Below are 24,812 nucleotides of genomic sequence, written 5' to 3'. Positions count from 1 at the left end.
AGGGCACAGGTTAATGATCATGAACAGGCAAGTGACTAAAAATGAAAAGAAGGCGGCCAGCCTCAAGGTGCCCTCGCAGGTCAAATGGCTGATCCTTCTCGCCTCGTTCAGTTCCATAGGTTACGGATACCTTATCACGGCCATAGCCGCCTATCTTCCGGAACAGGGGGTCGATTCCGGGCAGGTCGGCCTGATCATCGGCGTTTCAGGTCTGGCTATGATCCTGAGCGCCATACCGTTCGGCATATTGTCCGACCGCATCGGACGAAAGTCGTTGTTGTTGATCGGGCTGTCATTACCCCCGATGGCCATGCTGCTCTGCTCCTTCTCCGCCGACCCAGGCCTCTATATGCTGGCAGGTATCATATTTGGGGTTGCGGAGGGAGCGGTCCTTTCGACATGGAACGCCATGATCGCAGACCAGACCACCGTGGACAATCGCGACATGGCTTTCTCCATGTCATTCATCATCAACGGGGCGTTCATTGGCATTGGTTTCGCCCTACCCTTTTTCTTCCCCATGCTCACATCCCAGGTCGGTTGGACCTCGGAACAATTGCATTCCTGGACCTTTTTGGCCCTGGCATTCGTCACCGCGATATCCCCCTTCACCATCCGGTACCTACTTCGCCATCATCGCGATAGGTCCCCTTCGGTCAAACTGCGTAGGAGGAGCTTCCTGGGAGAGCGGAGCAAGAAGACGCTGGTGCGTTTCTCCATAAACAACACTCTGATCGGATTGGGAGCGGGGCTTATCATTCCGCTAATCCCCACCTGGTTCTACCTGAGGTACGGCATTCCAGACTCCTATTCTGGGCCATTGTTAGCATTGGCCAGCCTCTCCATAGGCATGGCTGCCGTATTCAGTGCCAGACTGGCTCGTCGCCATGGTCAGGTGAGGGCCATCGTCATGACCCAGGGGATCTCCACTATCTTCATGGTGGCCATACCATTCATGCCCGGTGCGGCGTGGGCGGGGGCGGTCTACCTGATCAGGGCGGCCATGATGAACATGGGAGGCCCCATCATGGACTCCTACCTCATGGGTATAGTGGACAAGGAGGATCGCGGCCTGGCCAGTGCCATAAATTCTATTGTCTGGCGGGTCCCCAACAGCGTGACCACGGTCATCGGCGGTGCGATGCTGGCAGCAGGATATTTCGCCCTGCCCTTCATCCTAGCGGCGATCATCTACATGTCCGCCGTCATAGCCTTCTACTTCAACTTCCGCAACGTGAAAGTGGAAGACGAGAGGTCTGCGCAGACCTCATAGGTCCGGATGCAAAATTATAAGATGCCCCAGTCCTAAATGAGCAACAGGGGGTAAAATGTCCGAATATGTAGTCTTGTCCAGACTGACAAATGAGGGTCGCAAGACCCTGAAGACCAAGCCGGAGCGCTTAAAAGAAGTGAACTTGGAGATATCCAAGATGGGGGCCAAGGTAGTGTACCAGTACGCCCTGCTTGGAAAATACGATTTCTTGACCATATTGGAGGCCCCGGACAATGAAACAGTGGCCAAGATCATGGTGGAGCTGGGCTCCAGGGGAACATTGGAGACCACCACTCTCGCCGCTATCGAGATAGACGACTTCCTAAAAGCCTTGAAATGATGTCCATCCGATCAAATGTGTCCATGGGCGAGGGATAACGATCGATCGTCACGGTCAGATCGACCGATGGACGATTTGAATCTATCCTGTTCGTTAGGTTCGAAGGTCAATTCTCCCGATCGATCGAATCGTCATTCAATGGTATTTTTACACCGGCTGTCCACCATTTTTCTTTACCTTTCCCATGCGGCCCAGGGTGAATGAGTAGATCAGCCAAGCGATGACCCCGTAGATCACGCCGTTGAATACCGCCACCACCAAGGTCGTGGCGCCAATTCCCAATACTGGGGAATCCGTCTCCTCCGCACCTATCGCGTCGTAGATAGCCTGGCCGGGAGGGATGCCGGGGGCGGCAAGGGTCACCAACAGCACGGCGGCAAAGACGATCAAGAAGACCAGAGCGCCTTTCATGGCATTTTTTTGGAAATATGATTTTTTAATGATTGGTCAAATGGTCAACAAGGATCACGTTCTTTCCTCAGAGTTGAGCGGTCATTTGCCCTTGATGGCGGCCAATCGTTCGTTGCACAGGTCCAACCACTCGCATTCCCCGCACAACAGCCAGAAATCATCCAGTCCCCGCAGGCGTTCCTGTATCATCTCGATCAGCTTTTCAGCCGGTATGGTGGCCTCTTCGGGTAGGTTCAGGAACATAGCGGCGGCACGGTCCTTTTCGATCACCGACAATTCGTCCTTGCAGAGGCCGCGCACCTCATTAGGGCACGAAGAGCATATGTCGTCGCTGGTAATGGACAGTCGAATGACAAGGTCCTTTGGAGATCCAAGGGCTGAGACCACGTCCTCCATATTGGCCACGAACCGGTAATCATACCCCTTCCCAGTGAAGGTCTGCGTGCAGAGCAAGTGATGGTGCCTGAGTTTTATCTCTTTCATGCATTCCCTGGAGGTACACTGCCCTGTGCGTTAATCATTTTTCCCGTTCTTAGGCGCTCTCTAGGTCCTCCAGCTGACAGACGATCTGCGCCAATTTTCCCGCGTCGTCCCTCCAACGGTATAGGGAATCAACTATTGGGGGAATCTTCCTCTCTTCAATATTCATCGCCCTGACCATGTCTATGAGGCGGTCGTAATAGTTCACCAGATCGAAAATGGTCCATGAGGTCTTACCTATGACCGGGAAGTTCTCCATGGTGATGAGCTGCTCCAGCCACACCAGCTCCTTGGGCAGGTTTGTAAAGGCCAGGCCGGTCACGGCAGACTGGCCGATATCGTGTCCCACATCATAGAAATCTTTATGCTCCAAGGCGGCCAGCAATTTTCTGACGTCTCTTCTGGTCGACCGGCACAGTTTGATAGCCAGGTCGAGGTCCACCGTTTTCACCTCTGTTAAAAACTAGGGGGTTCACCTGATTTCAACTTATCGAACGAATGCCAAATAGCCATATTTCGTATATCGATAATTTTCATAAAATATATAGTATAAAAAACGATGAACTACCGACCGGTCCGTGCATACTCAGGATCTCAACATCGGTGTTGAAGGGGAAGCGGGTCAAGATATTGGTCATGCTCACGGCGTATCTGGTGATCTCACGGGTCGCTGTGATCCTCATGATGGGACGTTCATCGGGCAATGGTTCACCACCTGGTTCGATATCCAGTCTGGGATGGGATATAGTAAAAAGGAGGGAAACGGATACGAACGAGGATGAAGAAGGTCATCTTTGTCAGCGGCTCCGTCGGCTTGGGACACGTGCAGAGGGATGTGAGGATCGCTAAAGAGCTCATGTACATGTGCGATGACCTGCAGATCACATGGCTGGCGGCCGACCCCGCCATAAAAGTTCTGGAGGAGGAAGGAATGACCCTGCTTCCCGAATGCCTGGAGCGAGACGTGGGTACGTCGGTCATCGAATCCGTGGCGGGAGCCTCGCAGACCGTGAACATGACCGAGATTCTTCATCGAGTGAGGAAAGAAGGTCGGTACGCAGGGGCGATAAGCAGTTTCTTCAAGATAGTGGAGAGGGAGAGACCAGACCTGGTGATCGCCGACGAGGCCTACGAGCTTGAAGGGGCACACGCTCGTGATCCGAACCGCGGTTGGCCGACCGTAGTGTTCCTATGGGACTTCGTGAAGGTCTACCCGGGGAGCCGAAGATTGAGGGACATCCGCACCGCCCGGTTGGTCAACAAAGGCTGGGACCGAGCCTTCCGAAAAGCCCCCGAGGAGAGCTGGACGAACATCTTCCTAGGCGATCTGGAAGACATCCCCAACGAGAGGCTGGGGTGGGGGATGGTGAACGCTCGGGAAGGGGCGGCCAGGCATTATCATTTCGTCGGTAATCCACTGCAGTTCGATCCCGCCGACCATTCAGATAAGGAAGATGCCCGTCGCCGTCTGGGGTACGGTCCGGAAAAGCTGCTGGTCTGCTCGGCCGGTGGAACGGCCATCGGCCGGGACCTGCTTCGACTATGCATCGACGCCTATCCAAAGATGAAAGAGCGACATCCAGACCTGCGCATGCTGGTGGTAAGGGGACCTAGGATGACAGCTGACCTTGGGCCGGTCCCGGAAGGGGTGGAGGTAAAGGGATATGTCCCCAGGCTCTTCGAGCATTTTGCCGCGGCCGACATGGCCATAGTTCAAGGTGGGGGCGGTTCTACCCTGGAACTGGCAGCCCTGCGCAGGCCTTTCCTATACTTTCCTCTAAAGGGGCATTCGGAACAGGAGATCAACGTGGCCCAGAAGCTGGAAAGACACAATTTGGGGGTGAGGTGCTCGTACGAAGGGACCACACCGGAAAAGCTCGCCTCTCTGGTGGTCGAGAACATCGACAGGCAAGTGGACGCCCCCTTGATATCCTACCAAGGATGCGAAAAAGCGGCCCGGATCATGGTCAAAAAGCTAAAATGTTAGTCGATGCCAGATGCATATAACCTATATCCACAAGCCCTCGTTTCGAATGCTCGACAAGGCGCTCATTCTTCCAACATGGACAGGTCGCCAAGGTCGTGCCCTCCTTCCTTGGCCTTGAGCACCCGGCGCATTATCTTGCCAGACCTGGTCTTTGGCAATGCGGCAACGAACTCGATCTCCCGGGGGTAGGCGTAATAGGCCAGTCGCACCCTAACGAAGTTGGTGATCTCTTCCCTCAGGCGGTCCGAGGGCTCGTGGCCAGGGCGCAGCACTATGAAGGCCTTGACGATCTCTCCCCTCAGCTCATCCGGCTTGCCGACGACGGCAGACTCGGCCACCGCGGGGTGTTCTATGAGCGCCGATTCCACTTCAAAAGGGCCCAGTCGTTCACCGGAGGTCTTTATCACATCATCCGCTCGGCCCAGGAACCAGATGTAACCATCCTCGTCCATGTATGCCTGGTCACCGGTAGCGTACCATCCTGGCACGTAGAAGTATTCACGATACTTGGTGATGTTCTTCCAGATGCCGATCATCATGGAGGGCCAACCAGGGCGGAGCGCCAGGAAACCCTCTTTTCCCCGAGGAAGTTCCATTCCGTTCTCGTCCACCACCGCAGCGATGAGACCGGGTACAGGCTTTCCCATGGAGCCAGGCCTGATGTCCATGCAGCGGTAGTTGGATATGCATGGGGCGCCGGTCTCGGTCTGCCACCAATTATCATGAATACGGCGTTCGAGCACATCTACGCCCCAGCGTATCACGTGAGGGTTGAGCGGCTCTCCGGCTGAACAGATGTGGCGTAACGATGAGTGATCGAACTCCTTGACGAGCTCATCCCCGGCCTTCATCAACATACGTAATGCGGTGGGAGCGGTGAACCAGACGTTGACCTTGAACTGATCGATGATGGAATACCATGTACGGGCGTCGAACCTGCCCTCGTAGGAGATGATGGTATTGCCATGATACCACGGTCCGAAGATGCCCACCGACGTTCCTGTGACCCAACCCGGGTCTGCCGTGCACCAGTAAACATCGCCTTCGCGAAGGTCGGCCACATACTTGATCCCCAGCAACTGTTGCAGCATGGCCTTGTGGGGTAGGAGCACCCCTTTGGGCTTACCAGTGGATCCGGATGTGTAATGGATGATATATGGATCGTTCGCACCCATGTTCACCGCCTCGAACCCAGGGTCGCCCGAGCTCAGGACATCGGTGAAAGGTATCACTCCCTCCAGACCGGTGGTGTCGCCCAGAACGATGAACCGAGGCGTCTTTGACAGCTCTCGTAGGATGGGATGGATGCGCTTGTACAGATAAGGGGAGGTGATGACCACGCTGGGCTCACCATCCGCAATACGGTCCCTCACCGCCTCTGGGCCCAATGCGGAGAAGAGAGGACCGGCTATCGCCCCCATCTTGACTATCCCTATCAATGATATGAAAAGCTCGGTGGTGCGGTCCAGGTAGATGAAGACGCGATCGCCTCGCTGTACACCCAGCTTGAGCAGGCCGTCGGCGAACTTGCTGGAAAGATCAGAAACATCTCCAAAGGTGAGAGAACGCACATCATGGCCCGCCGAAATGGAATGCAAAGCGATCTTATCTCTCTTCGATCCACGGCCATGGCGGTCTACGGCCTCCGCAGCAATATTATAAGCTCCGCTCCGGGACCAATCGAACTCCTTCTCTAAGGAAGCCCAATTGAACTCATCGTAGGCGTCTTGATAGTCCTGAAGATTACCAGGACCGGCCGGGGGAATAATCTCTTCCATCAGTTCTCTCCCGTGAACGGGCGGGTTAATAGATATGCGATATTAAATCTAACAGGTGAAGGCCCGTTCGAGCAGGATTAATAAAAATCGTAGAAATTTGGGTAAAAGTGTCAAATCATCCGACCGGTGATCGTCCACGGGCGTATGATCGGCAGAAAGCACCCAGGACCGATCGGTCATGTGAAGGCGAACGGCTTTCATCCAAGCTGGGAGGCGAATGTCATCATCTTCTTCTCCCATCCTTCCTCCAACGGACCTTTTATATCCACGACGAAGACCTTGATTTCGGCTATCTTGACCGCTCCCTTCTCAGTCAGAAGACCTTCCATGATGGGAAGACTACGCTGATACTTCTCCGTCTGTTCCGGCGAAGGCATCTCACCGGTCTTCTTGTCCGGTTTCGGTTGGCCGAGAGTGGCGATGAGGCCATACTTCGCTTCCTGCGGGAGGGTGACCTTCTTGAGGAAACGTCGCATGGCACCGATCGGCTTGCCTATTCGGGCAGGTGAGCAGAAAACGTAGAGGTCCGCAGCTGGGGCATCCTTCGGTTTGATCTGTTTAACGTGGTGAACATTTGCCTGGTGGCCCTTGGCGACCAGCAATCCTTGCAGATAGGCGGCGACCTTTTCGCCGTTCCCATATTTCGAAGCGTGCAATAATTCGATCCTCATTAACGATCCCCATGTTAGAATAACCTTGGTGTTTATTAAATAATAATATCTCACACCGACTGGAAAAGGGACCGATCAATGGTCCGACGTTTACTTGGGCACACTCTCTTCCAATTTTCCGATCTTTCCCGCTCCGTTCAATTTGTACCCCGTTCCCTGAAAGAGGGCGACGAGCTCCCCGGCATCGAAGACCTTAACCTCAAATATGGAGGTCTTTCGGGTCTCGGAAATCTTCCTGGCCACCGCCTCCAATTTTCCTTTAGCGGGTTTTATGTAATTGATGTTGGCGCATAGCGCCACTTGCGGCTCTTTTCCTAAATTGCACGCCAAGGCGAAGGCCTGGTCTGCCAGGGTGAAAACGGCTCCGCCGTGGGCTCCCCCCAACGCGTTGATCTTGTCGCTGACATCCATGCTCACCCTCACCTCGCCCTCCGGTGATATCGATTCGGTTCTCATGCCCATCGATTGGACCATCTGAACGTTCGTGATCCGGTCCAGTCTATCCCGGATCTCCTTTGATAGGAAAGCTTCCCGTTCTTGCATCGTAATATCGCCATAAACGACATCGTTAAAGATGGATTTAACCAATGACGCACTTCCTATCTCGATAAGGGTTCGAGGACGGTGAGGCGATGAAGAGGTGTCCTTGGGGTAGCGATCCGCAGATGATCGAATATCACGACAAGGAGTGGGGAGTTCCCCTGCACGATGATCGAAAGTTGTTCGAATTTCTCATCCTGGACTGCTTCCAAGCTGGCCTGAGCTGGTCGACCATACTGCACAAGAGGGACGCGTTCCGCAAGGCTTTCGACGAATTTGACATCAGGACCGTGGCAGGCTATGATGATGATAAGGTGCAGACACTGATGCAGGACAAAGGCATCGTTCGTAACCGACTGAAGATACAGGCGGCGATAACGAACGCCAGGTGCACACTGGATGTCCAGGTGAAATACGGTAGTCTGGATTCATATCTATGGAGCTTCGTGGGCGGAAGCCCTATGGTCAACCAATGGGTACAGATCGGGGACATCCCGGCAGTGACCAAGGAGGCGGAGACCATGAGCAAAGGTCTCAAGGGGGATGGGTTCAAGTTCGTGGGGCCGACGATATGTTATGCGTTCATGCAGGCCGTGGGCATGGTCAACGACCACCTTGTGGAATGTGAACGGCATGCTGAGCTTGATCATCGACGGAGAAAATATGTATGATGGAATGACGTATGAGCGCACATCGATGGTGGCAAAATGAACAAATGCGAAAAGTGGAGCTTTTGCCCTCTCGGCGACACGGCCAAGATAATCGGATGCAGGAAGCCAGGATGTCCGGAGAAGACCTTTGCCAACGCTCCAAGACCGTTCACCAACGACATCGTGGTCCCGACAAAGAAGCGCAAATGATCTTCTCTTGCTTTCCTTGTTCTATCGGACAGGTTTCGATTTTTTCACTTCGAATGAATCGATCGTATGGTTTTATGGTCTGAGACCCAGGTCCGAATGGGAAAGGGCAGGACCATGCTCGCTGTGAGGTCAAGAACGACCTCTTTTGTAAAAAGCGAAGAAGCTAGTAAGTGTGATGGGCCCGGTCGGATTTGAACCGACGACCAAGCGGTTATGAGCCGCTCGCTCCACCGGACTAAGCTACGGACCCATTTATTGGGTTCAGGTTAAAGCGGGGGGCAATATAAAATTGTTGTTTCCTACGCCCCCTCATCCCAGATGACGGAGCGACTCATTTCTCATCCATGGACGAAGGTTATTTGCCATCATCATTTCCATCCATACCCACCGAAGTGGTGATTTGGCGGAACGACAAAGGTTGCGCAAGGGCATTTTCACCGGCATATCAGTCAACGTACTGGTGCTGGGTCTGGTCTCCATGCTAACCGACATGAGCAGTGAGATGATCTTTCCGATCCTTCCGCTCTTCCTCACTGGCATCGGTGCTACCGGAGCCATCATCGGTCTGATCGAAGGGGCGGCGGAGACCACCGCCTCGTTGCTCAAGGTCGTTTCCGGGAGATTATCGGACCGCTTAGGAAAACGAAAACCTTTCCTCACCGGGGGTTACGGATTAAGTACGCTGGCAAAACCGTTGCTCTTCCTAGCGACCTCCTATTGGCAGGTCTTTGGGGTGCGCATCACCGAACGCTTGGGCAAGGGGATCAGAAGCGCCCCCCGCGACGCCCTGATCGCCGATTCCACCAGCACGGAGTACCTGGGCCGAGCCTACGGATTGCATAAGGCCATGGATTCCACCGGCGCGGTCATAGGGCCCTTGCTGGTCATCCCGGTGTTGCTGATGGCCTCTTCCATCACCACGGACACGTACCGCCTAATTTTCCTGCTCGCCACCATCCCCGCCGCCCTGGCCGTGGTGGTCATAGTCCTCTACATCAAGGACGTAGGCGGTCAACTCCCGCGCCCCGGTAAAAGGATGGTCCAGGATTCCAAACACCTGGGGAGAAGATTCTGGCTGTTGAACGCCGTGGTGCTGCTGTTCTTCTCGGGAGAGATCAGCTACGCTTTCTTCGTGCTTCGATCGGAAGCGTTAGGAATGAGCACCGTGACCACCATCCTGCTTTACGTGCTGTTCAACGTGGTCTTCGTTCTGGTCTCCCTGCCCTCAGGCATCCTATCCGACCGGCTAGGTCGGAGACCGGTCCTGGCCTTCTCGTTCGTCCTGTTCGCTGCCACATGCCTGGTCATGGCCTCGGCGAACGGCCTTTTACTACTGGTCTTAGGTTTCGCCCTGTTCGGTGTATACAAGGGCTCGAGCGAAGGCGTCTTCAAAGCATTCGTCATCGATGTCGTTCCCAAGGACCTGCGCGGCACCGCCTTGGGCGTCTATCATACTGGGATAGGATTGGTAATGCTCCCGGGAGGTATCATCGCTGGTCTGCTGTGGGATTCCGTAGGGGCATGGGGAACTTTCGCCTACGGCATCGTCATGAGCATCGCAGCCCTTTCCCTGCTTTTCCTGCTCACCGGGGAAAGGAGGGGCGGATGACCCTGTCCGTTCCTCTTTTACAGCAGTTCCTTGACCTTAATGTACGAAACGGTCGTCCAGACGATACCCGCGGTACCGCCGATGATACCTAACACCAGGAATAGCCTAGCCCAGCCCTCGTCTATCCAATCGATAATGAATCGTAACCACTCCGGCAAGGGATCCGCGAAGAACTGCATGTCAAAGTGGAATGCGCTCAGAAAATATGTGGCGGAGATCACGAAGAGGACCATTCCCAGAGCGTCGACCGGCCGCACCACGTTCTTGCGGCCGACCAGTGCGCGATAGGACGCAGGGAGTATGCCATAGAGCAATGGTACGAAAAGCACCAGGGCATCCCATTCGTTGAACTCTGTGGTATAGAAACCGGTATCCCCGGTCCAATGCGACAGCAGGAACGACGCCACCAGTATGGTGACGATCACTCCAGCGATCTGACCTATGCGCTCCCCTCTGTTCAGAACATCCTTGTTCGCCTCGTTGAACCAGGTCGATTCAAGCACACTATCCCTCGAATATTAAAGAATGTATGAGCATAAAAAATTGACCGCTTGAGAGATAAGGATTTTAGCGGTTCTTGGCATATACATACGGAGACCGGACCATGAACATTGAAGAGCATTTGCAGGCACTCTGCGCCAACGCGACGATATACGGAGCGAGCAAGGTTACCCCGATACCCACTTCCTATGTCATTGTCGATCCCCGGGTCAACTTCAAATGCCAGGTGCCGATATGTCAAAACTATGGCCGCAGTCACATCTGCCCTCCCTTCGTCATGTCGGCAGATAAGTTCTCCGCGGTCCTTAGCAGATACCGATTCGCTATTTTAGTGCAAGTGGCTCAAGCGGCATTGGAGGCCGGGACCGACCGCGAGAAACTGGCCAGGGAACAGGTACTGAAGATCAACGATGTGATGGCCAAGCTGGAAAGGGACGCTTTTTACATGGGCTACCGGTTCGCTGCCGGCCTGGGCGGAGGGCCGTGTCCGTATTGCGAACAATGCAACGCCTCTGAAGGAGAGGACTGCCGACATCCCTTCAAGGCACGACCGTCAATGGAATCATTAGGCATAGACGTGATCCAGACAGCGGAGAACGCTGGCATGCCCATTGAGCTTCCCCCGAAGGACACCTATGTCTGGACGGGTTTGCTGCTGGTAGCATGATGTTTCTTCTTTTCTGACCAAACCTAATATACCTAGTTCGTTCATGTTAGTAAGTGATAACTAACTAAGGAATTGACATGAACGCACGGATGGACACCGAGACCCGAAAAGGGCAGATCCTGGAGGCAGCTTTGAACATCGTTCACAAGAAGGGCATAGGCTCACTGACGCTCCGGGAGATCGCCGACAGCGTGGGGGTTAGCGAGGCAGCTCTGTTCCGGCATTTCAAGGGGAAGGAGGACATAGTGGATTCGCTCGCCAGCATGGTGTTCGATGAGAACCAGTTCTACCCTAAGGGGGAAGGGACCTGGCGAGCCCTGGAGAATATGTTGGTCTGGCAGCTGGAGCTGTTCCAGAAGAACCCTCTGCACACCTCGGTGCTCTTCCAGGAGGATATCTTCCGTGAGTTCCCCTCGGTAAAGGCGAGATTCGATCTGCGGAGGTCCTCACGGGCCTCACTGATACGTCAATTGGTCCGAGAAGGACAACACGATGGCTCCTTCGCTGGCGACATCGATGGGGAAGCGTTCTCTCTAATGCTCATGGGAAGCATACGCATGGCAGTTCTGGAATGGCGGCATGCTGATTTTTCCTATGACCTTCGGGCGAAATCCGCCCCTTTATTAAAATTGCTAAGAAAAAGCTTGGAGGCATGAAGTTGAAGATCGAGACCGGAATGTTGATCGGTATATTGTACACCGCGATCATGGTGCCATCGGTGACCTATCTGCTCTACAGTGGCAAGATGAAGAGGGAACTGGGGTGGACGATATCGATAATCTCCGTACTAATGGGGTTCGCCTATTTCGCTCCCATGTTCCCATGGCAACTGCAGTCCTTGATGCTGGGGAAGATACCGCAGCCCAACCTGCCCATGGTGATGATCGTCTCCACCGTTGTGATACTATCGTCCCTTCTGGTAGGGCGGGTCTTCTGCGGGTACGTGTGCCCCCCCGGGGCAATTCAAGAACTGGCCTATCTGGCACCTATCAAAAAGATCCGTTTGTCCAGTTCCATCACCATAAAGGTGCGCTGGGTCATCTTCGTTATCATACTGGCGACATCGGTGGTCCTATCGTTCAATCTGACCAAGATGCTCGGCCTGCAAGACCTGTTCACATTGACGCTGACGCCCGCTCTAATTATCTTTCTGGCGATCATACTGGCCTCCACCGTCATCTACCGTCCCTTCTGCCGCCTGTTCTGCCCCTTCGGGGCGCTATCGTCACTGTTCTCAGGATACGGCCTGCTAGGGGTCAGGAGGAAGGAGGGGTGCGTGGACTGCGGTAAATGCTCTAAGGTCTGCCCTCCTCAGGTGCTCAATGAAAGGGCGGGGGCGGAATGTTATCTATGCGGCAGGTGCATGGAATCCTGTCACAAGGGTGCATTGAGGTATTCCAAAGGAGTTGGGAAGAAATGAGATCGGCAAATTACACGGAGTTCCCGGAAAAGGACACCCCTCACAAGGTGAGCGTGCGCATGATATACGATCACGATCACGGACAGGCCGTGGTCATCACTCTCAAGCCTGGGGAGTCGCTCAAGAAGCACATAACCCCGGTGAACGTGTTCTTCTACGTGCTCGAGGGGGTAGGCAAAGTGGAGATCGGAGACGAGGTCCGCGAGGTGGTCAAGGATTCCATAACCGAAAGTCCGGCCAAGATACCGCACCGACTGTTCAATGAATCATCCTCCGAGTTCCGTTTCCTTGTGGTCAAGATGCCAAAACCGATCGAATCGACCAAGGTGCTCTAGGGAGGAATGCTGATGGCCATGGAACTAATGAACCCGGACGGAGCCAAGAAGGAGGAATTGAAGGGAAGGGTCTTGGTCACCAAGGACCTGATCGCTTTCCAGGATGGTGCGGTGGTTAGCCGCACCCTGATCAACAAGAGCGTTGGAACGGTCACCGTCTTCTCTTTCGATCAGGGGCAGGGGCTTAGCGAACATACCACGCCCTACGACGCCATGGTGGAGATACTGGACGGAGAGGTGGAGATCACCATATCTGGGAAGATGCAGTTGGTAAAGACCGGTGAAATGATGATCATGCCAGCAAACCAGCCACACGCTCTCCATGGGGTCAAGGCCTTCAAGATGATGCTAATCATGATCCGGGCCTGAAAACTTTTTTTATTTAAAACAAGAAGGCGCCGTCGAGCGGGCTCGAACCGCTGACCTTGTGATTAACAGTCACACGCTCTACCGACTGAGCTACGACGGCCTGATGTGGCTCGTAAAATAGGGGTCAGGTATTAATCCTTTGCGTTTTTTTTGGATTCCTCTTCCAACTGTCCCTTCAGTTTGCCTACTGTAACCTCCATCCGTTCCAGGATGGAGACGACCTTCTCGTAGAATTCGGCGAGCTTATCGGTGGTGACCGCGCCCTCGGGCGAAGGATTGATAAGACCCTCCTGCTCCAATATGCGCAGGGAATACCGGACCTTGTGCTGAGGAATGTCAAGGAGCTCCGACAATCGGATGATGCCGATGGGTTCGTGCTTCTTGATGGCATTCAACATGACCACGTGCCTCTCTAAAAGCTCCACCTCAGCCTCGATCTTGCTGGTAAGAACGCTATTTCCCTTCATGTCGGCATCTTCCCACATACGCTAGACACGTGATAACATTGGGTATAATTAAATCAGTTTGCCTTCGTTGAATTTTGGTTGCGTCAACCCAGCGCGTACAGGTTAAATATTTTGCTCAGCATGGTAGGCCGCATGCCCGCCATAGTGGTGGAAGGATTGACCAAGAGGTTCGGAGATTTCGTCGCTTTGGACCAGGCCACTTTCTCGGTCGAGGGAGGGGTCTTCTTCGGTTGCTTCGGTCCCAATGGTGCTGGTAAATCAACGCTTCTAAAATTACTGACCGGGCAATTATCGCCCTCCTCGGGAACCGCCGAGGTCCTAGGCTTGGATCCATTCACTCAAGCCATGGAGATCAAGAGACGCGTCGGCATCGTACCCGAGGTGGAAAGCCCACCTTCGTATCTGACCGCATCCGAGTTCCTGCGCTTCGCCGGGACGCTGCATCAGGTGGAATCATTGGATTCCAAGATAGATCGCTGGCTCGGGTTCTTCGATCTCAATGCCGCGGAAGGGACACTGTGCCGGGACCTCTCCAAGGGCATGAGGCAGAAGGTCATGTTGGCCGCCGCCTTCATTCACGAACCGAAGCTGCTGTTCATGGACGAGCCGTTCATCAACCTAGACCCGATCTACCAAAGGAAGCTTCGGGATTATCTTTTCGAACTGCGAGACCAGGGCAGGACGGTGTTCCTCTGCTCTCACATCCTCGATGTCGCTCAGAGGGTCGTGCAGGAGATGATCATACTAGACCATGGAAAGGTCGCCCTTCATGATACGGTGTCGAACGCTCTGGTAGGCGGAGAGGACCTGGAGACGCTCTTCCTCAGACTGGTGGGCGGGGGCAATGGTCTCACTCCTTGAACTGATGTTGCGGGAGGAGTACCGCATGCACGCGAAGTATTCGTCGCGCCAGATGTTCCTCTCCTTGCCGCTGTACATATTCATCTTCAGCGCCCTGTTCACATATGGCATGGACACCCTGATGGGGAACATGCGCCTGGTGGACCTGCTCACCCTGGCCTACGCAGGCGTGTTCATCTACGGGGTGAGCGTGGGAGCGTTCGGTTTTCTAGGTCGGACGTATCTGGAACGTAGGTATGGAAAGGAGAACTTCCTCGTCAGCATGCCTTTCCTCCTACCTGTGACATTCCGCCGCATGTTCCTTGGGATGTATATGAGGGATGTGATCTTCTACGCCGCGTTGATCCTGATCCCAGCCTTCGGCGGTGTGGTTCTGGGGGCGGTCCTCGTCCCCTATTCGCTCATCTCCGTCTCCCTGATCTTCCTGGGGCTGATATTGACCTTCCTCTATGGCATGTCACTGAGCTTCTTCATCTCGGTCCTCTATACCATCGACCGCCGCCTGTTCCTACTGGCCGCAGGTGTGTTGATGGTGCTCATGGCCGGCTACGGTTTAACGCATAGCTACGGCCTGGAAATGATCGTCCCCGGTCTGGGATACCAATTGAGGTCCTTACCGTTCCCCCCGGTCTGGGGAGAGGCCGCGGGGTACCTGCTGATCACGATCCTTCTGGCCGTTGGCTTCCTGATGATGGCATTGGTATTGGTGCGGGTAGACCAGAGAGAGACGGTGAACAAGCACAAGGAGATGTACGTCGAGCACATGCGGTGGCTCTCCATCTTTCACCTCCCACCTACATTGCTGGCCAAGGAGTTCGTGGACATCCGACGTTCCGGCCTGATCACCAAGATGTTCTTCGCCTACATCGTACCACTGGTGTTCCTGAGCTTCACTACCTGGTACATCAACCACGGCCTCAACATTCCCGTGGGATTCAACGCGGTGTTCTACGGTGCCATGGTAGGATTCTTCGGAGTTCTTATGTACACCTGGATGACCAACACGGACCTGAACGATTACTATGAAACGCTGCCAGTGATCGTTCCGCAGATCATCAGGACGAAATTGATGGCCTTCTTTATCCTGACCACCGGAGTATCGACTCTGTTCGTCATCGCCATATCGTTGCTGAACAGTGAGGTCCAGCTACTGTGGTTGGCACTGGTGGTCCTTTACTGTACCTCTATCTACATGATACTGGCTACGGCCTATTTGACCGGTCTCAACGCCAACTCCTTCTTCTTGAACCCCACAGTCCTGACCAAGTTCACGGTCATCTCCCTGTTGCCCGATATATTGCTGACCGTCCTCTCCTTCAGTCTGCAATCTGGGGAATGGTGGGCCATGGCCGGGATACTCGGGGTCTGCGGCGTGCTTCTGCTGCTAAGCCTGTACTTCTTCCGGGGCATTGAGAGGAAGTGGGCCAAGATCACCTTCACCTGAGCAATTGATATATTGCATCACGTCCCATAACCGGGGCATGGAATGGCATCTGGTACGGCGGTTGGTGCATCTTACCGCCCCGCTATTCTGTATCTACTACCTCTTGCCCGATCAGGTTTTACCGGAATTGAGCAAGGTCGAGGGCTTGATATTCGTCATGCTTTTCGTCCTGGGGTTCGAGGCGTTTCGCCTCATATTCCGGATCAAGGTCCCTGGTATGCGTTCCTACGAGTTCGATCGGCCATCCGCCGCCGCCTATACTGCTGTGGGTCTGACGGTCGCTCTGCTCTACTTCCCCATCGAACTGACGCTTCCGGTGCTCATGGCCATGGGTTGGGTCGACCCTCTCGTCGGGGAACTGCGCAGGAACGGTAGCAAGATGAACCCCACGCTGCCCATCGTGGTCTACTTCATCATCATGCTGTTCGGGCTGGGATACTTCTACGGCCTCACGTTCCCGGTGTTGCTTTCCGCCACTCTCATTACGCCAATAGCCGTCTTCCTGGAGGCCCGCAGACTCCACTATCTTGACGACGATATCGTGCTGATAATGGTACCATTGCTCATGCTGGGGCTCATATTCGGCCATCTCCCCTTCTGAATCGGAAAAGAGATCAGTGGAAGGGAAGGTGGGTCGGGGGCCTCTAGTTTCCCAGAAGGCCCTTTCCCTTACTGAAGGTCGTTATACCCTTCTCGATGGTCTGGATGGGCCCTTTATGGCAGTTCTCGGCCGCGTCAAGGGTGCTATGGACCTTGTTGCACACCAGACACTGGTAAACCAACTTGGACATGGGGAAAAGGAATCGAAAGGAGGCATATAATGTTATTCCCGGCATGCATCGTTCCGAAAATGCCTTGAGGCGGATCAGAGGGCGCCCCTATCGAAACGTTCCTGGCCCGTATAGACCGAAGCAATAATGACACTTTCGGAAAGCATCTGTTGAAAAGAGCGTGAATCCGTAGAGTTTTTATTGCGTCAAGGTAATTAGTGGAGGTATGAATAAGATCAAGGTCATCAATGAACCCTCGGAACTAGTATCAATGCTGAGGGCAGTTGATACCCCGGTCAAAAGAGATGTCCTGAAGGACGTGACCTTGGAATGGAAGACGTCCAAGGAGATGGAGGACAAGTATGGGCCCGAGGGCAAGGTGGCCTTGCAGTTCTTCGAGAAGATGAAGTTGGTGGAGACCAGATGGCAGCCGACAGTCGGCAATCGTCCTGAAAAGGCCTATCACACTTATTACAACTCTTTCCATATCAATGCATCCTGGCCTGTTTATGAGATATCTGATGTGCTCTATGCGGCTATGATGCCGGACGATGATTTTGATGAGATAGAGAAGAACATCGTGGAGCAGGTGGGCAAGGAAGGGCGCTTCGCCGGTGATGTGGCTGAGAACCTGGGTCTCACCGCGACCATGCTCAGGAGCCTGGTCAAAAGATCGATCAAGATGGACTACCGAGGCCACCGTTTGGAACTGGTGAAGGAGTAAGTGCCAAACATAACCGTGCTCCGGTTGGGGCATCGACCGGAGAGGGACAAGAGAATAACCACCCACGTTGCCCTCACTGCCCGTGCGTTCGGAGCCAAAGGCATACTGGTATCCACCAAGGACCCTGTTCTGGAGGAGAGCGTGCAGGACGTGGTAAAAAGGTTCGGGGGCGATTTCACCATCATCAGTGGTATCAACTGGCACCACTATCTGCGTGATTTCCAAGGCACGGTCGTGCACCTGACCATGTATGGGCTGCCCGTGGACGAGGTGGCGTCCAAGATACCGGAGGGGGACGTGCTCATAGTGGTCGGTGCGGAAAAGGTCCCACCGGAGGTCTATCAGCGCGCCGACCTGAACGTGGCAGTGGGAAATCAACCCCATTCCGAGGTGGCGGCATTGGCCATCCTTATGGACCGCATATTCCAGGGGAAGGGGCTGGAACAGGAATATCAGGGGGCGCTGATCAAGGTGATGCCCTGCGAGAGGGGAAAGAATGTCGTCGAACTACCCAAGCAGTGAGGCATGCTACCTGATCATACAGGAAGAAATGCTCCCAGCGGTTGTGGTTCGCCACGTCTGCACCGTGAACATCGTGGCCATGGCCATCGCCCAGAGGTGCGGAGCGGACCTGGGGCTGGTGAACGCCGCTTCGCTCCTGCACGACATCGGTCGCTCCCGAACGCATGGGGTGCAGCACGTGACCGAGGGGGTCCGCATAGCACGGGAGCACGCCCTGCCCGAACCCTTGGTCCTCTGTATCAGTAGGCACATCGCCTCCGGTTTCACCTCCGAGGAGGCCAAGGAACTGGGTCTGCCCGATGGGGACTATATGCCGGTGGCGTTGGAGGATAAAGTGGTCAGCTTCGCCGACAATCTGGTCAGCGACCGGTCGATAAAGACCACCATGCAAGCGGTGGAACGGATGAAGAGCAAAGGTTTCGAGCTTTCTGCGGCACGCATGCTCGTCATAGGCAAGGAACTGAGCGAGCTATGCGGGGAAGACATCGATCTCCTACTGGAAAAGGCCAAGGTACGGGAGATCGCTCATGGAAGATGCGACGGGTTTATTTGAGCCTCGGTCATTGTCCGCGATAGAATCATTCACAAAGGTTTTATGCGTGCCACGTCTTACCAAGGCGCACGCCCTCTGCCACTACATGTCTGGTAAAGGTATCTAAGTTCAGGAGAGTTTGCATGTCGGATAAGAAGCCCATGATCTGGATGAACGGCCGGTTGATCGAGCAGGAGAAGGCGGTGGTCCCATTCATGACCCACGCATTGCACTATGGGAGCGGGGTCTTCGAGGGTATCCGCATCTACGACACTGCCAAAGGCAAGGCGGTGTTCCGACTGAGGGAGCACATGGAACGCTTCCTGGACTCGGCCAAGGTCATGTGCATGGTCCACCCGTATTCGGTGGACGATCTGGTGGAAGCCACCCGACTGACGGTGCGCAATACCATCCCCAACGCTGATTACATCCGGCCCCTGGCCTGGTACGGCGAGAACGATGAGAACCGCATCGTGCTCAATCCGTTCAAGTTCAAGGTCAACGTGGCCATCGCCTGCGCGTTCATGGGCACCTATCTGGGGAAGGAGAACATGGAGAAAGGCGCAAAGCTCATCACCTCCTCATGGACCAAGCCGGCGAACACGTCGACGTCCCTGCAGGCCAAGATCTGTGGTAACTACGTGAACTCCATTCTAGCGAAGATCGAATCCAACCAGCTCGGAGCGGACGAGGCCCTCATGCTCAACACCAACGGCACCGTCGCCGAGGGACCGGGGGAGAACATTTTCATGATCAAGAAGGGGAAGATATACACACCTCCGTTGTCCGCGGGCGTTCTGGAAGGCATAACCAAGGACTCGGTCGCCGTCATCGCCAAGGACAAAGGCTATCAGATAGTTGAGAAGGAGATCACCCGCTCGGAGATATACATGGCCGATGAGTTCTTCATGACCGGAACCGCCGCCGAGGTCACCCCCATCCGCTCTTTGGACGAGAGGACCATTGGTGAGGGGAAGCGCGGTCCGATCACCAAGGACATCCAGGAGACGTTCTTTGAAGCGGCGAGGGGCAACGATCCCCGCTACCTGCACTGGCTGACCCTGGTGAATTAATAACTATTTACAAACCATTTATTCCAAAATTTAAAACTTAGAAGTTGACAAGGGGAACGACCCAGGGGAGAGAGATGTACGAAATTCGATTTCACGGCAGGGGCGGGCAGGGGGCGGTAATGGCCGCCCAGACCATAGCCGAGGCGGCGATACTGGAGGGGAAGCAGGCACAAGCCTTCCCTTATTTCGGTGCCGAGCGCCGCGGCGCTCCGGTCATGGCGTTCGCGCGCATTGACGATAAAAAAATATGCGATAGGACCCAGGTATCCGAGCCAGACATGCTCGTGGTCATGGACGAGTCCCTCCTGGACATCGAGCCAGTGGCCGCCGGTCTCAAGAAGGGAGGTTGCGCGGTGGTGAACAGCCGCCTGGACCCATCGGAGATCGATCTCGGCGTGGTGACCCGTTGCGTATGCGTGGACGCTACCAGCATCGCGCTGGAGCTGCTTAGGGCGCCGATCGTCAACACCTCCATCCTGGGGGCCATGGCCCGCGCCGACGACTTCGTATCGTTAGGGTCGATCGAAAAGGCCATCATTAACCGTTTCGGAGAGAAGCTCGGGGAAAAGGCCGGCCGGATCAACTCCGAGGCGGCCAAGGTGGCCTACGAGCGGTCCCGCGAGGGAACGTGCAAAGGTGAGAGAAGGGTGCAGAAAAAGAACGCTTGGCTGCCCACCTGGCAGGAGACGCCTCCGGGTGTGGCCCTGTCCAAGGGGACCAGGGCCGGAATGGCCGTGGGGCCCGGCAGCATGTCCCAGAACAAGACCGGCACCTGGGGGGTCTCCGTCCCGGTGTACGATGAGAGCAAGTGCATCAAGTGCCAAAGATGCTGGTTCATATGCCCTGAAGGCTGCATACGCCGTTTGGACGAGGATCGACTGGAGTTCGACCTTGACTATTGCAAGGGCTGCGGGCTCTGCGCCAAGGTGTGCCCCAAGGAGGCCATATCCATGCGCAGAAAGGGGGCGAGCGCATGAGGTCGGTGAAGGCGCTGACCGGCAACGCCGCGGCGGCGTACGGCGTCATGCTATGCCGACCAGATGTGATCCCGAACTACCCGATCACCCCTCAGACAATCATAATCGAGCAGATCGCCGATTTCATAAACGATGGAGAACTGGACGCGGACTTCATACCAGCGGACAGCGAGCACTCGGCCATGAGCATGGCCATCGGCGCCTCGGCCACCGGGGTGCGGACCTTCACGGCCACCGCCTCTCACGGTCTGGCATTGATGCACGAGATGCTATACGTCCCCCCACAGGTCCGTCTGCCCATAGTAATGGTGAACGTGAACCGCTCCCTGGGAGCTGGAAGCGGTATATGGGTGGAGTACAATGATTCCATGGCCGAGAGGGACTCGGGGTGGATGCAGGCCTATGCCGAGGACAGCCAGGAGGTATTGGACATGGTCGTCCAGGCGTATCGTATCGCCGAGGACCCCCGCGTCGTCCTCCCGTTCATGATCTGCCTGGACGGTTTCATACTGTCCCACACGGTGGAACGGGTCGAGGTCCCTGAGCAGGATGAGGTCGACCGTTTCCTTCCCCGGTTCAAGCCCCTCAACCGCCTGGACCCCAAGGACCCCATGTGCATGAACATCGCCGTTTCCCCGGCACACTCCATGGAAATGCGCTACCAGCTGGACCGTCAGATGGACAGCGCCCGGGGGGTCATCGGCGAGATCGACGCCGAGTTCGCCAAGGTCTTCGGCAGGAAATATGGCGGGCTGATAGACACCTACCGCATGGAGGACGCCGAGACGGCGCTGATCACTCTTGGCACTGCAACATCCACCGCTCGAGTGGCCGTGGACGAGTTGCGGGCCGAGGGAAACAAGGTGGGGCTGATCAAGCTGCGTTTCATGCGGCCTTTCCCGCACGAGGAGATCAGGGAGGCGGTCAAAGGTATCAAGGCCCTGGGAGTCTTCGACCGCTCCATATCAGTGAACCGTTTCGGGCCGGTGTTCACCGAGGTGCGCAACTCTCTCTACGGGAGCGGAATACCGGTGACCAACCACATTGCCGGCATTGGGGGGCGCGACCTGAAAGTGGCCACCTTCAAGGAGATGTTCAAGGTGCTGGAGGACAGTGCTGCTGGTAAGAGGGTGCGGGAATGCACTTGGCACGGGCTAAGGGGGGAAATGTGATGGACCGGAAGTTGAACATACGCACCATGCCTCAGAAGGACCACCTCCTGAACGGGCAAGGAGCCTGCGCTGGGTGCGGTGTGGCCATAGCTGTCAAGAACATCATGAGGGTACTCGGGGAGAACACCACGGTGTACGTTCCCGCCAGTTGCCTGCTGGTCTTCGGTGGGGGAATGTATCCTCATTCCGCTTTCGACGTCCCGTTCTTGTACAGTGCCTTCGAGAACACCGGGGCGGTCATATCCGGTATCAAGGCTGGATACCGCCGCCAAGGCAAGGACGTCACGGTCATCGGGATCGCTGGTGATGGCGGCACGTTCGATATCGGTCTGCAGGCCCTATCCGGCGCAGCCGAGAGGAACGAGGATGTCATCTACGTCTGCGTGGACAACGAGGCGTACATGAACACCGGAACACAGCGGTCCGGCTCCACGCCCTTCGGCGCGTGGACCACCACCACGCCGGTGGGAAAGAAGATCAAGGGTAAGCAAGGGTTCAAGAAGGACTTGATGTCCGTGGTGGCATCCCAGGACATCGCTTACGCCGCCACCCTGTCCATCGCCCACATGAACGATTTCGTGCAGAAGGTGGAGAAGGCCAAGAGGCTGAAGGGATTCCGTTTCCTGCACGTGATGACGCCATGTCCTTCCGGCTGGAAGAGCGATCCCTCCCTCACCTACGACCTGGCCAAGATGGCCGTGGAAACGGGCATGTGGTCCCTTTACGAGGTGGAGGATGGGGAGGCCCGGGTGACCTACCAACCCAAGGAGATGGCCCCAGTGACCGAGTACCTGAAGCTGCAGGGCCGGTTCAAGCACATGGGCAAGGAGGACGTGGAGACCCTCCAGGCCTGGATATGCAAGAAATGGAACAAGAGGTACTGCCCGATCGCTCCTCCCCTGGAAAATCAGGATGAGGACATGGCTTACAATGGGGACCAATGCGAAGGGGTCTAGGCCCCGCTCATTTTTTTTAACCATTCAGGCCGTTCGTGATGAATGGCGTCTGTCCCGATACGGTCCCAGCCCCAAGGTCAAGCCATATCCTAGTAAGATCCGAGGGTCGTCTATTCCGAACACGCCTGTCACCTTTCTGGCCATTATTATTCTTTATCGGACCCTGCTCGGTGGCAGGCCCGCTGGGTGAAGAAAGGAATTGCCGTTTATAAAAATATTATATGTTAGTACGGTCCACGCTAACATATATTAAGAAAAAAGGAAGAGAAAAGGGTTTAGGTTTCGACCAGAGCGGTGTTTCTTCTGGTTTCCAGCCACCATCCTATCAATAGTGCGATCACGGACAAAGGTAAGGCGATCAACAATGGATCGATGACCGTCCAGGGGAAACCTAGCACCGCATCGTCCCCGGTCACTAGATTGGCTAGCCCCAGTTCCTTCGATTCCTTGACGTGCACGAAGGCGGTCCATACGAACCAGCTGATGGCGCCGACCACCAGGCTTAGCCTCGCTCCCTGTACGGAAGGTCTCTTGGAGAGAACTCCCATGGTGTAAGCTGGCAGGAAGGCGGCGGCGCACAATCCCATGAACATGGCAGTGGCTCGGGCGATGATGTTCCCTGGCATGATGAATGCCAGGACCAGACTTATCAAGATCATGATCGCCGTACCTATCTTGTTGACCTTGAGCTTGGACCTGTCCTCGTCACTGCCCCTCATCGATTCAGGCCAGATCTTGGACTTCCTTAGGTGCACCCACAGGTCGTGCCCTGCCGCTGAACCCATGACGTGGAACAAAGAGCTCATGGTGGACATGGCCGCTGCCAACAAGGTCAGCATGAACAGCACCACCAACCAATCCGGCATGGCCGCATTGATGAATGTGGGAATGATAAGATCTATGTTACCCCCAGGGACCACTTGGGTGGCCAGGGCGCCATTGTGCTCCAGGAAGTACAGGTTGGTAAGGGCGCCCATAGTGAAGGCCACTCCGGTGGAAAGCGTTATGAAAACGGCTCCTATGGGGATGGCCCGGTTCAGGGAACGACCGTCCTTGGCGGTCATGAAACGAACCGCCAGTTGTGGTTGTGCCAATACACCTATCCCCACCCCCATGATGATGGTGGTGACCATGGTATACCATAAGGAAGACCCCAGCTCCGGGAACGAGGTCCAGCCGGTCATGCCGGCGTTAGCCAGTCCGCTGGGGACCAGGTGCGCTATGTTGGTCAGGTCTTGGAATGAGCCAAGACCTCCCAACGCGACCAAGGTCAGGATCATGATGGCGCTCAAACCAAAGATCATGATAGACCCTTGCAGGGCATCAGTGTACATGACCGCCACCAATCCTCCTAAGACGACATAGGCGGCGGTTATTCCGGTCAGACCGAGCACCGCCCACTCAAAGGGTATGCCCAAAGTGGTCTCGATGAAACGGGAGCCTCCGATGAGCACCGCCGAGGAGTACAACGGCATACCGATCAGGAGCATGATCGCGGTGCTGTACTGCATGAAACTGGATTTGTAAATCTTTCCTAAAAGGTCCGGGAAGGTCAAAGCTCCCAGCGCCTGACCTATCCTCCGGGTAGGCTTACCGAACAGGATGAAGGCCAGTAATACTCCGACACCGACGTTCAACACCGTCAACCAGATGATGCCCATACCTAGCTGGGCAGCTACACCGCCGAACCCGATTATGGCCGAGGTGCTGATGAACGTAGCACCATATGAAAGACCGAGGATCAACGGATGAATGTTCCTGCCTGCGATCAGATAGTCAGCGTTGCATTTCGTCTTCTTATAACCCTTGTAGGCCAGAAAGACGATCACCAACATGTAGACAATAGTGAAGGACCACAGGATGGATTGATCGACCATCTCAGTCCACCTCCTCGTTCCACTTCCACCATCCGTAGATCACGGCAACGACCGTGAGCCCGATGGCGAACATATACCCTGTCCATATCCAGGGATCATCAATACCGAACATTGAACCCTCTCCCCTTCGCCTTGCGTCAGAAGGTCCATCCTCCTTCTGAGGCGGTTAAGGTAGATTCATCAGATTATATATAAA

The 24,812-nt window shown here is 55.2% G+C and carries 31 protein-coding genes and 2 tRNA genes; 21 read left to right on the top strand and 12 right to left on the bottom strand.

What is annotated here, in order from left to right; genetic code table 11:
• Together VMW85_08150 and VMW85_08145 are read left to right on the top strand one after the other, a co-directional pair.
• Positions 1-1,273, top strand: a 1,273-nt coding sequence (locus VMW85_08150; protein HUT27999.1) for an MFS transporter, incomplete at its 5' end; no start/stop codon positions are given.
• Between the two features lie 55 nt (positions 1,274-1,328).
• Entirely contained in the window at positions 1,329-1,613 is a 285-nt protein-coding gene (locus tag VMW85_08145) for a GYD domain-containing protein (protein ID HUT27998.1), read from the top strand.
• Between the two features lie 147 nt (positions 1,614-1,760).
• Here the strand turns inward: VMW85_08145 and VMW85_08140 are convergent, their stop codons facing one another.
• The 3 genes from VMW85_08140 to VMW85_08130 all read right to left on the bottom strand — a co-directional run bounded on the left by VMW85_08140 (position 1,761) and on the right by VMW85_08130 (position 2,946).
• Entirely contained in the window at positions 1,761-2,024 is a 264-nt protein-coding gene (locus VMW85_08140; protein ID HUT27997.1) for a hypothetical protein, read from the bottom strand.
• 81 nt (positions 2,025-2,105) lie between these two features.
• Positions 2,106-2,507 carry a DUF1284 domain-containing protein gene (locus VMW85_08135; protein HUT27996.1) on the bottom strand — a complete coding sequence of 134 codons (402 nt, stop codon included), beginning with the start codon at positions 2,505-2,507 and terminating at the stop codon, positions 2,106-2,108.
• A gap of 49 nt (positions 2,508-2,556) precedes the next feature.
• Positions 2,557-2,946 (bottom strand): hypothetical protein, encoded by a 390-nt coding sequence (locus tag VMW85_08130; protein ID HUT27995.1) that lies wholly within the window; start codon positions 2,944-2,946, stop codon positions 2,557-2,559.
• 336 nt (positions 2,947-3,282) lie between these two features.
• Between VMW85_08130 and VMW85_08125 the strand changes: the two genes are divergently transcribed.
• A complete protein-coding gene (locus VMW85_08125; protein ID HUT27994.1) occupies positions 3,283-4,491 on the top strand; it encodes a glycosyltransferase in 1,209 nt (402 codons plus the stop codon).
• Positions 4,492-4,553: 62 nt separating this feature from the next.
• Here the strand turns inward: VMW85_08125 and acsA are convergent, their stop codons facing one another.
• The 3 genes from acsA to VMW85_08110 form a co-directional block, all read right to left on the bottom strand.
• Complete coding sequence (gene acsA / locus VMW85_08120) at positions 4,554-6,269, bottom strand: acetate--CoA ligase (GenBank protein ID HUT27993.1); 1,716 nt, start codon at positions 6,267-6,269, stop codon at positions 4,554-4,556.
• Positions 6,270-6,466: 197 nt separating this feature from the next.
• Positions 6,467-6,940 carry a hypothetical protein gene (locus tag VMW85_08115; GenBank protein ID HUT27992.1) on the bottom strand — a complete coding sequence of 158 codons (474 nt, stop codon included), beginning with the start codon at positions 6,938-6,940 and terminating at the stop codon, positions 6,467-6,469.
• 90 nt (positions 6,941-7,030) lie between these two features.
• A complete protein-coding gene (locus tag VMW85_08110; GenBank protein HUT27991.1) occupies positions 7,031-7,483 on the bottom strand; it encodes a hotdog fold thioesterase in 453 nt (150 codons plus the stop codon).
• An 89-nt stretch (positions 7,484-7,572) separates the two neighbouring features.
• On the opposite strand from VMW85_08110, the gene VMW85_08105 reads away from it, so the two are divergent.
• Positions 7,573-8,151: a DNA-3-methyladenine glycosylase I gene (locus tag VMW85_08105; GenBank protein ID HUT27990.1), complete on the top strand. Its 579-nt coding sequence runs from the start codon at positions 7,573-7,575 to the stop codon at positions 8,149-8,151.
• Between the two features lie 36 nt (positions 8,152-8,187).
• Complete coding sequence (locus tag VMW85_08100; protein ID HUT27989.1) at positions 8,188-8,340, top strand: hypothetical protein; 153 nt, start codon at positions 8,188-8,190, stop codon at positions 8,338-8,340.
• A gap of 176 nt (positions 8,341-8,516) precedes the next feature.
• On the opposite strand, the gene VMW85_08095 is transcribed toward VMW85_08100, so the two are convergent.
• A tRNA-Ile gene (locus VMW85_08095) sits at positions 8,517-8,590 on the bottom strand.
• Between the two features lie 150 nt (positions 8,591-8,740).
• On the opposite strand from VMW85_08095, the gene VMW85_08090 reads away from it, so the two are divergent.
• The gene (locus VMW85_08090; protein HUT27988.1) at positions 8,741-9,949 is read left to right on the top strand and encodes an MFS transporter; all 1,209 of its coding nucleotides are present in this window, start codon (positions 8,741-8,743) and stop codon (positions 9,947-9,949) included.
• Positions 9,950-9,966: 17 nt separating this feature from the next.
• Here VMW85_08090 and VMW85_08085 read toward each other — a convergent pair whose 3' ends face one another.
• Positions 9,967-10,452, bottom strand: coding sequence for a hypothetical protein (locus VMW85_08085; protein ID HUT27987.1), 486 nt, complete (start codon positions 10,450-10,452; stop codon positions 9,967-9,969).
• 101 nt (positions 10,453-10,553) lie between these two features.
• Here VMW85_08085 and VMW85_08080 point away from each other — a divergent pair, with 101 nt between their 5' ends.
• The 5 genes from VMW85_08080 (at position 10,554) to VMW85_08060 (ending at position 13,241) form a co-directional block, all read left to right on the top strand.
• Positions 10,554-11,117, top strand: coding sequence for a DUF2284 domain-containing protein (locus tag VMW85_08080; GenBank protein HUT27986.1), 564 nt, complete (start codon positions 10,554-10,556; stop codon positions 11,115-11,117).
• A 77-nt stretch (positions 11,118-11,194) separates the two neighbouring features.
• Positions 11,195-11,773, top strand: a complete 579-nt coding sequence (locus VMW85_08075) for a TetR/AcrR family transcriptional regulator (protein ID HUT27985.1) — start codon at positions 11,195-11,197, stop codon at positions 11,771-11,773.
• Positions 11,770-12,537 carry a 4Fe-4S binding protein gene (locus VMW85_08070; GenBank protein ID HUT27984.1) on the top strand — a complete coding sequence of 256 codons (768 nt, stop codon included), beginning with the start codon at positions 11,770-11,772 and terminating at the stop codon, positions 12,535-12,537. Before VMW85_08075 ends, VMW85_08070 begins: the two co-directional genes overlap by 4 nt.
• A complete protein-coding gene (locus tag VMW85_08065) occupies positions 12,534-12,872 on the top strand; it encodes a cupin domain-containing protein (GenBank protein ID HUT27983.1) in 339 nt (112 codons plus the stop codon). The genes VMW85_08070 and VMW85_08065 overlap by 4 nt, the downstream gene beginning before the upstream one ends.
• A gap of 12 nt (positions 12,873-12,884) precedes the next feature.
• Positions 12,885-13,241, top strand: a complete 357-nt coding sequence (locus VMW85_08060; protein ID HUT27982.1) for a cupin domain-containing protein — start codon at positions 12,885-12,887, stop codon at positions 13,239-13,241.
• Positions 13,242-13,268: 27 nt separating this feature from the next.
• Here VMW85_08060 and VMW85_08055 read toward each other — a convergent pair.
• Positions 13,269-13,341: transfer RNA gene (locus tag VMW85_08055), tRNA-Asn, on the bottom strand.
• Between the two features lie 31 nt (positions 13,342-13,372).
• Positions 13,373-13,726 carry a hypothetical protein gene (locus VMW85_08050; GenBank protein HUT27981.1) on the bottom strand — a complete coding sequence of 118 codons (354 nt, stop codon included), beginning with the start codon at positions 13,724-13,726 and terminating at the stop codon, positions 13,373-13,375.
• Between the two features lie 102 nt (positions 13,727-13,828).
• On the opposite strand from VMW85_08050, the gene VMW85_08045 reads away from it, so the two are divergent.
• From VMW85_08045 to VMW85_08035, 3 genes are read left to right on the top strand one after another with little or no spacing between them, the layout of a single operon-like run.
• Positions 13,829-14,569, top strand: coding sequence for an ABC transporter ATP-binding protein (locus VMW85_08045; protein HUT27980.1), 741 nt, complete (start codon positions 13,829-13,831; stop codon positions 14,567-14,569).
• The gene (locus VMW85_08040; protein HUT27979.1) at positions 14,553-16,013 is read left to right on the top strand and encodes a hypothetical protein; all 1,461 of its coding nucleotides are present in this window, start codon (positions 14,553-14,555) and stop codon (positions 16,011-16,013) included. The genes VMW85_08045 and VMW85_08040 overlap by 17 nt, the downstream gene beginning before the upstream one ends.
• A gap of 37 nt (positions 16,014-16,050) precedes the next feature.
• Positions 16,051-16,614, top strand: a complete 564-nt coding sequence (locus VMW85_08035) for a hypothetical protein (protein ID HUT27978.1) — start codon at positions 16,051-16,053, stop codon at positions 16,612-16,614.
• 43 nt (positions 16,615-16,657) lie between these two features.
• On the opposite strand, the gene VMW85_08030 is transcribed toward VMW85_08035, so the two are convergent.
• Positions 16,658-16,804: a hypothetical protein gene (locus tag VMW85_08030; protein ID HUT27977.1), complete on the bottom strand. Its 147-nt coding sequence runs from the start codon at positions 16,802-16,804 to the stop codon at positions 16,658-16,660.
• 205 nt (positions 16,805-17,009) lie between these two features.
• Between VMW85_08030 and VMW85_08025 the strand changes: the two genes are divergently transcribed.
• From VMW85_08025 to VMW85_07995, 7 genes are all read left to right on the top strand, one after another.
• Positions 17,010-17,507: an ArsR family transcriptional regulator gene (locus VMW85_08025; protein ID HUT27976.1), complete on the top strand. Its 498-nt coding sequence runs from the start codon at positions 17,010-17,012 to the stop codon at positions 17,505-17,507.
• The gene (locus VMW85_08020) at positions 17,508-18,029 is read left to right on the top strand and encodes a tRNA (cytidine(56)-2'-O)-methyltransferase (protein HUT27975.1); all 522 of its coding nucleotides are present in this window, start codon (positions 17,508-17,510) and stop codon (positions 18,027-18,029) included.
• Entirely contained in the window at positions 18,004-18,582 is a 579-nt protein-coding gene (locus VMW85_08015; GenBank protein ID HUT27974.1) for an HDIG domain-containing protein, read from the top strand. Before VMW85_08020 ends, VMW85_08015 begins: the two co-directional genes overlap by 26 nt.
• 122 nt (positions 18,583-18,704) lie before the next feature.
• Positions 18,705-19,634, top strand: coding sequence for a branched-chain amino acid transaminase (locus VMW85_08010; protein HUT27973.1), 930 nt, complete (start codon positions 18,705-18,707; stop codon positions 19,632-19,634).
• Positions 19,635-19,708: 74 nt separating this feature from the next.
• Positions 19,709-20,611 carry a 2-oxoacid:acceptor oxidoreductase family protein gene (locus VMW85_08005; protein ID HUT27972.1) on the top strand — a complete coding sequence of 301 codons (903 nt, stop codon included), beginning with the start codon at positions 19,709-19,711 and terminating at the stop codon, positions 20,609-20,611.
• Positions 20,608-21,783 carry a transketolase C-terminal domain-containing protein gene (locus tag VMW85_08000; GenBank protein HUT27971.1) on the top strand — a complete coding sequence of 392 codons (1,176 nt, stop codon included), beginning with the start codon at positions 20,608-20,610 and terminating at the stop codon, positions 21,781-21,783. Before VMW85_08005 ends, VMW85_08000 begins: the two co-directional genes overlap by 4 nt.
• Positions 21,783-22,739: a thiamine pyrophosphate-dependent enzyme gene (locus tag VMW85_07995; GenBank protein HUT27970.1), complete on the top strand. Its 957-nt coding sequence runs from the start codon at positions 21,783-21,785 to the stop codon at positions 22,737-22,739. Before VMW85_08000 ends, VMW85_07995 begins: the two co-directional genes overlap by 1 nt.
• 275 nt (positions 22,740-23,014) lie before the next feature.
• On the opposite strand, the gene VMW85_07990 is transcribed toward VMW85_07995, so the two are convergent.
• Positions 23,015-24,616 carry a sodium:solute symporter family protein gene (locus VMW85_07990; GenBank protein ID HUT27969.1) on the bottom strand — a complete coding sequence of 534 codons (1,602 nt, stop codon included), beginning with the start codon at positions 24,614-24,616 and terminating at the stop codon, positions 23,015-23,017.
• Between the last annotated feature and the right edge of the window lie 196 nt (positions 24,617-24,812).

This window comes from Methanomassiliicoccales archaeon, assembly GCA_035527755.1.
Classification (GTDB): domain Archaea; phylum Thermoplasmatota; class Thermoplasmata; order Methanomassiliicoccales; family UBA472; genus UBA472.
This window is presented reverse-complemented; position numbering and strand designations above follow the sequence as displayed.

Coding starts and splice junctions, on each gene's coding strand:
- VMW85_08080 (HUT27986.1), top strand. CDS start 10,554: ATGAACATTGAAGAGCATTTGCAGGCACTCTGCGCCAACGCGACGATA.
- VMW85_08110 (HUT27991.1), bottom strand. CDS start 7,483: ATGCAAGAACGGGAAGCTTTCCTATCAAAGGAGATCCGGGATAGACTG.
- VMW85_08035 (HUT27978.1), top strand. CDS start 16,051: ATGGAATGGCATCTGGTACGGCGGTTGGTGCATCTTACCGCCCCGCTA.
- VMW85_08025 (HUT27976.1), top strand. CDS start 17,010: ATGAATAAGATCAAGGTCATCAATGAACCCTCGGAACTAGTATCAATG.
- VMW85_07995 (HUT27970.1), top strand. CDS start 21,783: ATGGACCGGAAGTTGAACATACGCACCATGCCTCAGAAGGACCACCTC.
- VMW85_08060 (HUT27982.1), top strand. CDS start 12,885: ATGGCCATGGAACTAATGAACCCGGACGGAGCCAAGAAGGAGGAATTG.
- VMW85_07990 (HUT27969.1), bottom strand. CDS start 24,616: ATGGTCGATCAATCCATCCTGTGGTCCTTCACTATTGTCTACATGTTG.
- VMW85_08030 (HUT27977.1), bottom strand. CDS start 16,804: ATGTCCAAGTTGGTTTACCAGTGTCTGGTGTGCAACAAGGTCCATAGC.
- VMW85_08140 (HUT27997.1), bottom strand. CDS start 2,024: ATGAAAGGCGCTCTGGTCTTCTTGATCGTCTTTGCCGCCGTGCTGTTG.
- VMW85_08000 (HUT27971.1), top strand. CDS start 20,608: ATGAGGTCGGTGAAGGCGCTGACCGGCAACGCCGCGGCGGCGTACGGC.
- VMW85_08010 (HUT27973.1), top strand. CDS start 18,705: ATGTCGGATAAGAAGCCCATGATCTGGATGAACGGCCGGTTGATCGAG.
- VMW85_08005 (HUT27972.1), top strand. CDS start 19,709: ATGTACGAAATTCGATTTCACGGCAGGGGCGGGCAGGGGGCGGTAATG.
- VMW85_08065 (HUT27983.1), top strand. CDS start 12,534: ATGAGATCGGCAAATTACACGGAGTTCCCGGAAAAGGACACCCCTCAC.
- VMW85_08070 (HUT27984.1), top strand. CDS start 11,770: ATGAAGTTGAAGATCGAGACCGGAATGTTGATCGGTATATTGTACACC.
- acsA (HUT27993.1), bottom strand. CDS start 6,269: ATGGAAGAGATTATTCCCCCGGCCGGTCCTGGTAATCTTCAGGACTAT.
- VMW85_08125 (HUT27994.1), top strand. CDS start 3,283: ATGAAGAAGGTCATCTTTGTCAGCGGCTCCGTCGGCTTGGGACACGTG.
- VMW85_08075 (HUT27985.1), top strand. CDS start 11,195: ATGAACGCACGGATGGACACCGAGACCCGAAAAGGGCAGATCCTGGAG.
- VMW85_08045 (HUT27980.1), top strand. CDS start 13,829: ATGGTAGGCCGCATGCCCGCCATAGTGGTGGAAGGATTGACCAAGAGG.
- VMW85_08115 (HUT27992.1), bottom strand. CDS start 6,940: ATGAGGATCGAATTATTGCACGCTTCGAAATATGGGAACGGCGAAAAG.
- VMW85_08145 (HUT27998.1), top strand. CDS start 1,329: ATGTCCGAATATGTAGTCTTGTCCAGACTGACAAATGAGGGTCGCAAG.
- VMW85_08105 (HUT27990.1), top strand. CDS start 7,573: ATGAAGAGGTGTCCTTGGGGTAGCGATCCGCAGATGATCGAATATCAC.
- VMW85_08015 (HUT27974.1), top strand. CDS start 18,004: ATGTCGTCGAACTACCCAAGCAGTGAGGCATGCTACCTGATCATACAG.
- VMW85_08050 (HUT27981.1), bottom strand. CDS start 13,726: ATGTGGGAAGATGCCGACATGAAGGGAAATAGCGTTCTTACCAGCAAG.
- VMW85_08135 (HUT27996.1), bottom strand. CDS start 2,507: ATGAAAGAGATAAAACTCAGGCACCATCACTTGCTCTGCACGCAGACC.
- VMW85_08040 (HUT27979.1), top strand. CDS start 14,553: ATGGTCTCACTCCTTGAACTGATGTTGCGGGAGGAGTACCGCATGCAC.
- VMW85_08100 (HUT27989.1), top strand. CDS start 8,188: ATGAACAAATGCGAAAAGTGGAGCTTTTGCCCTCTCGGCGACACGGCC.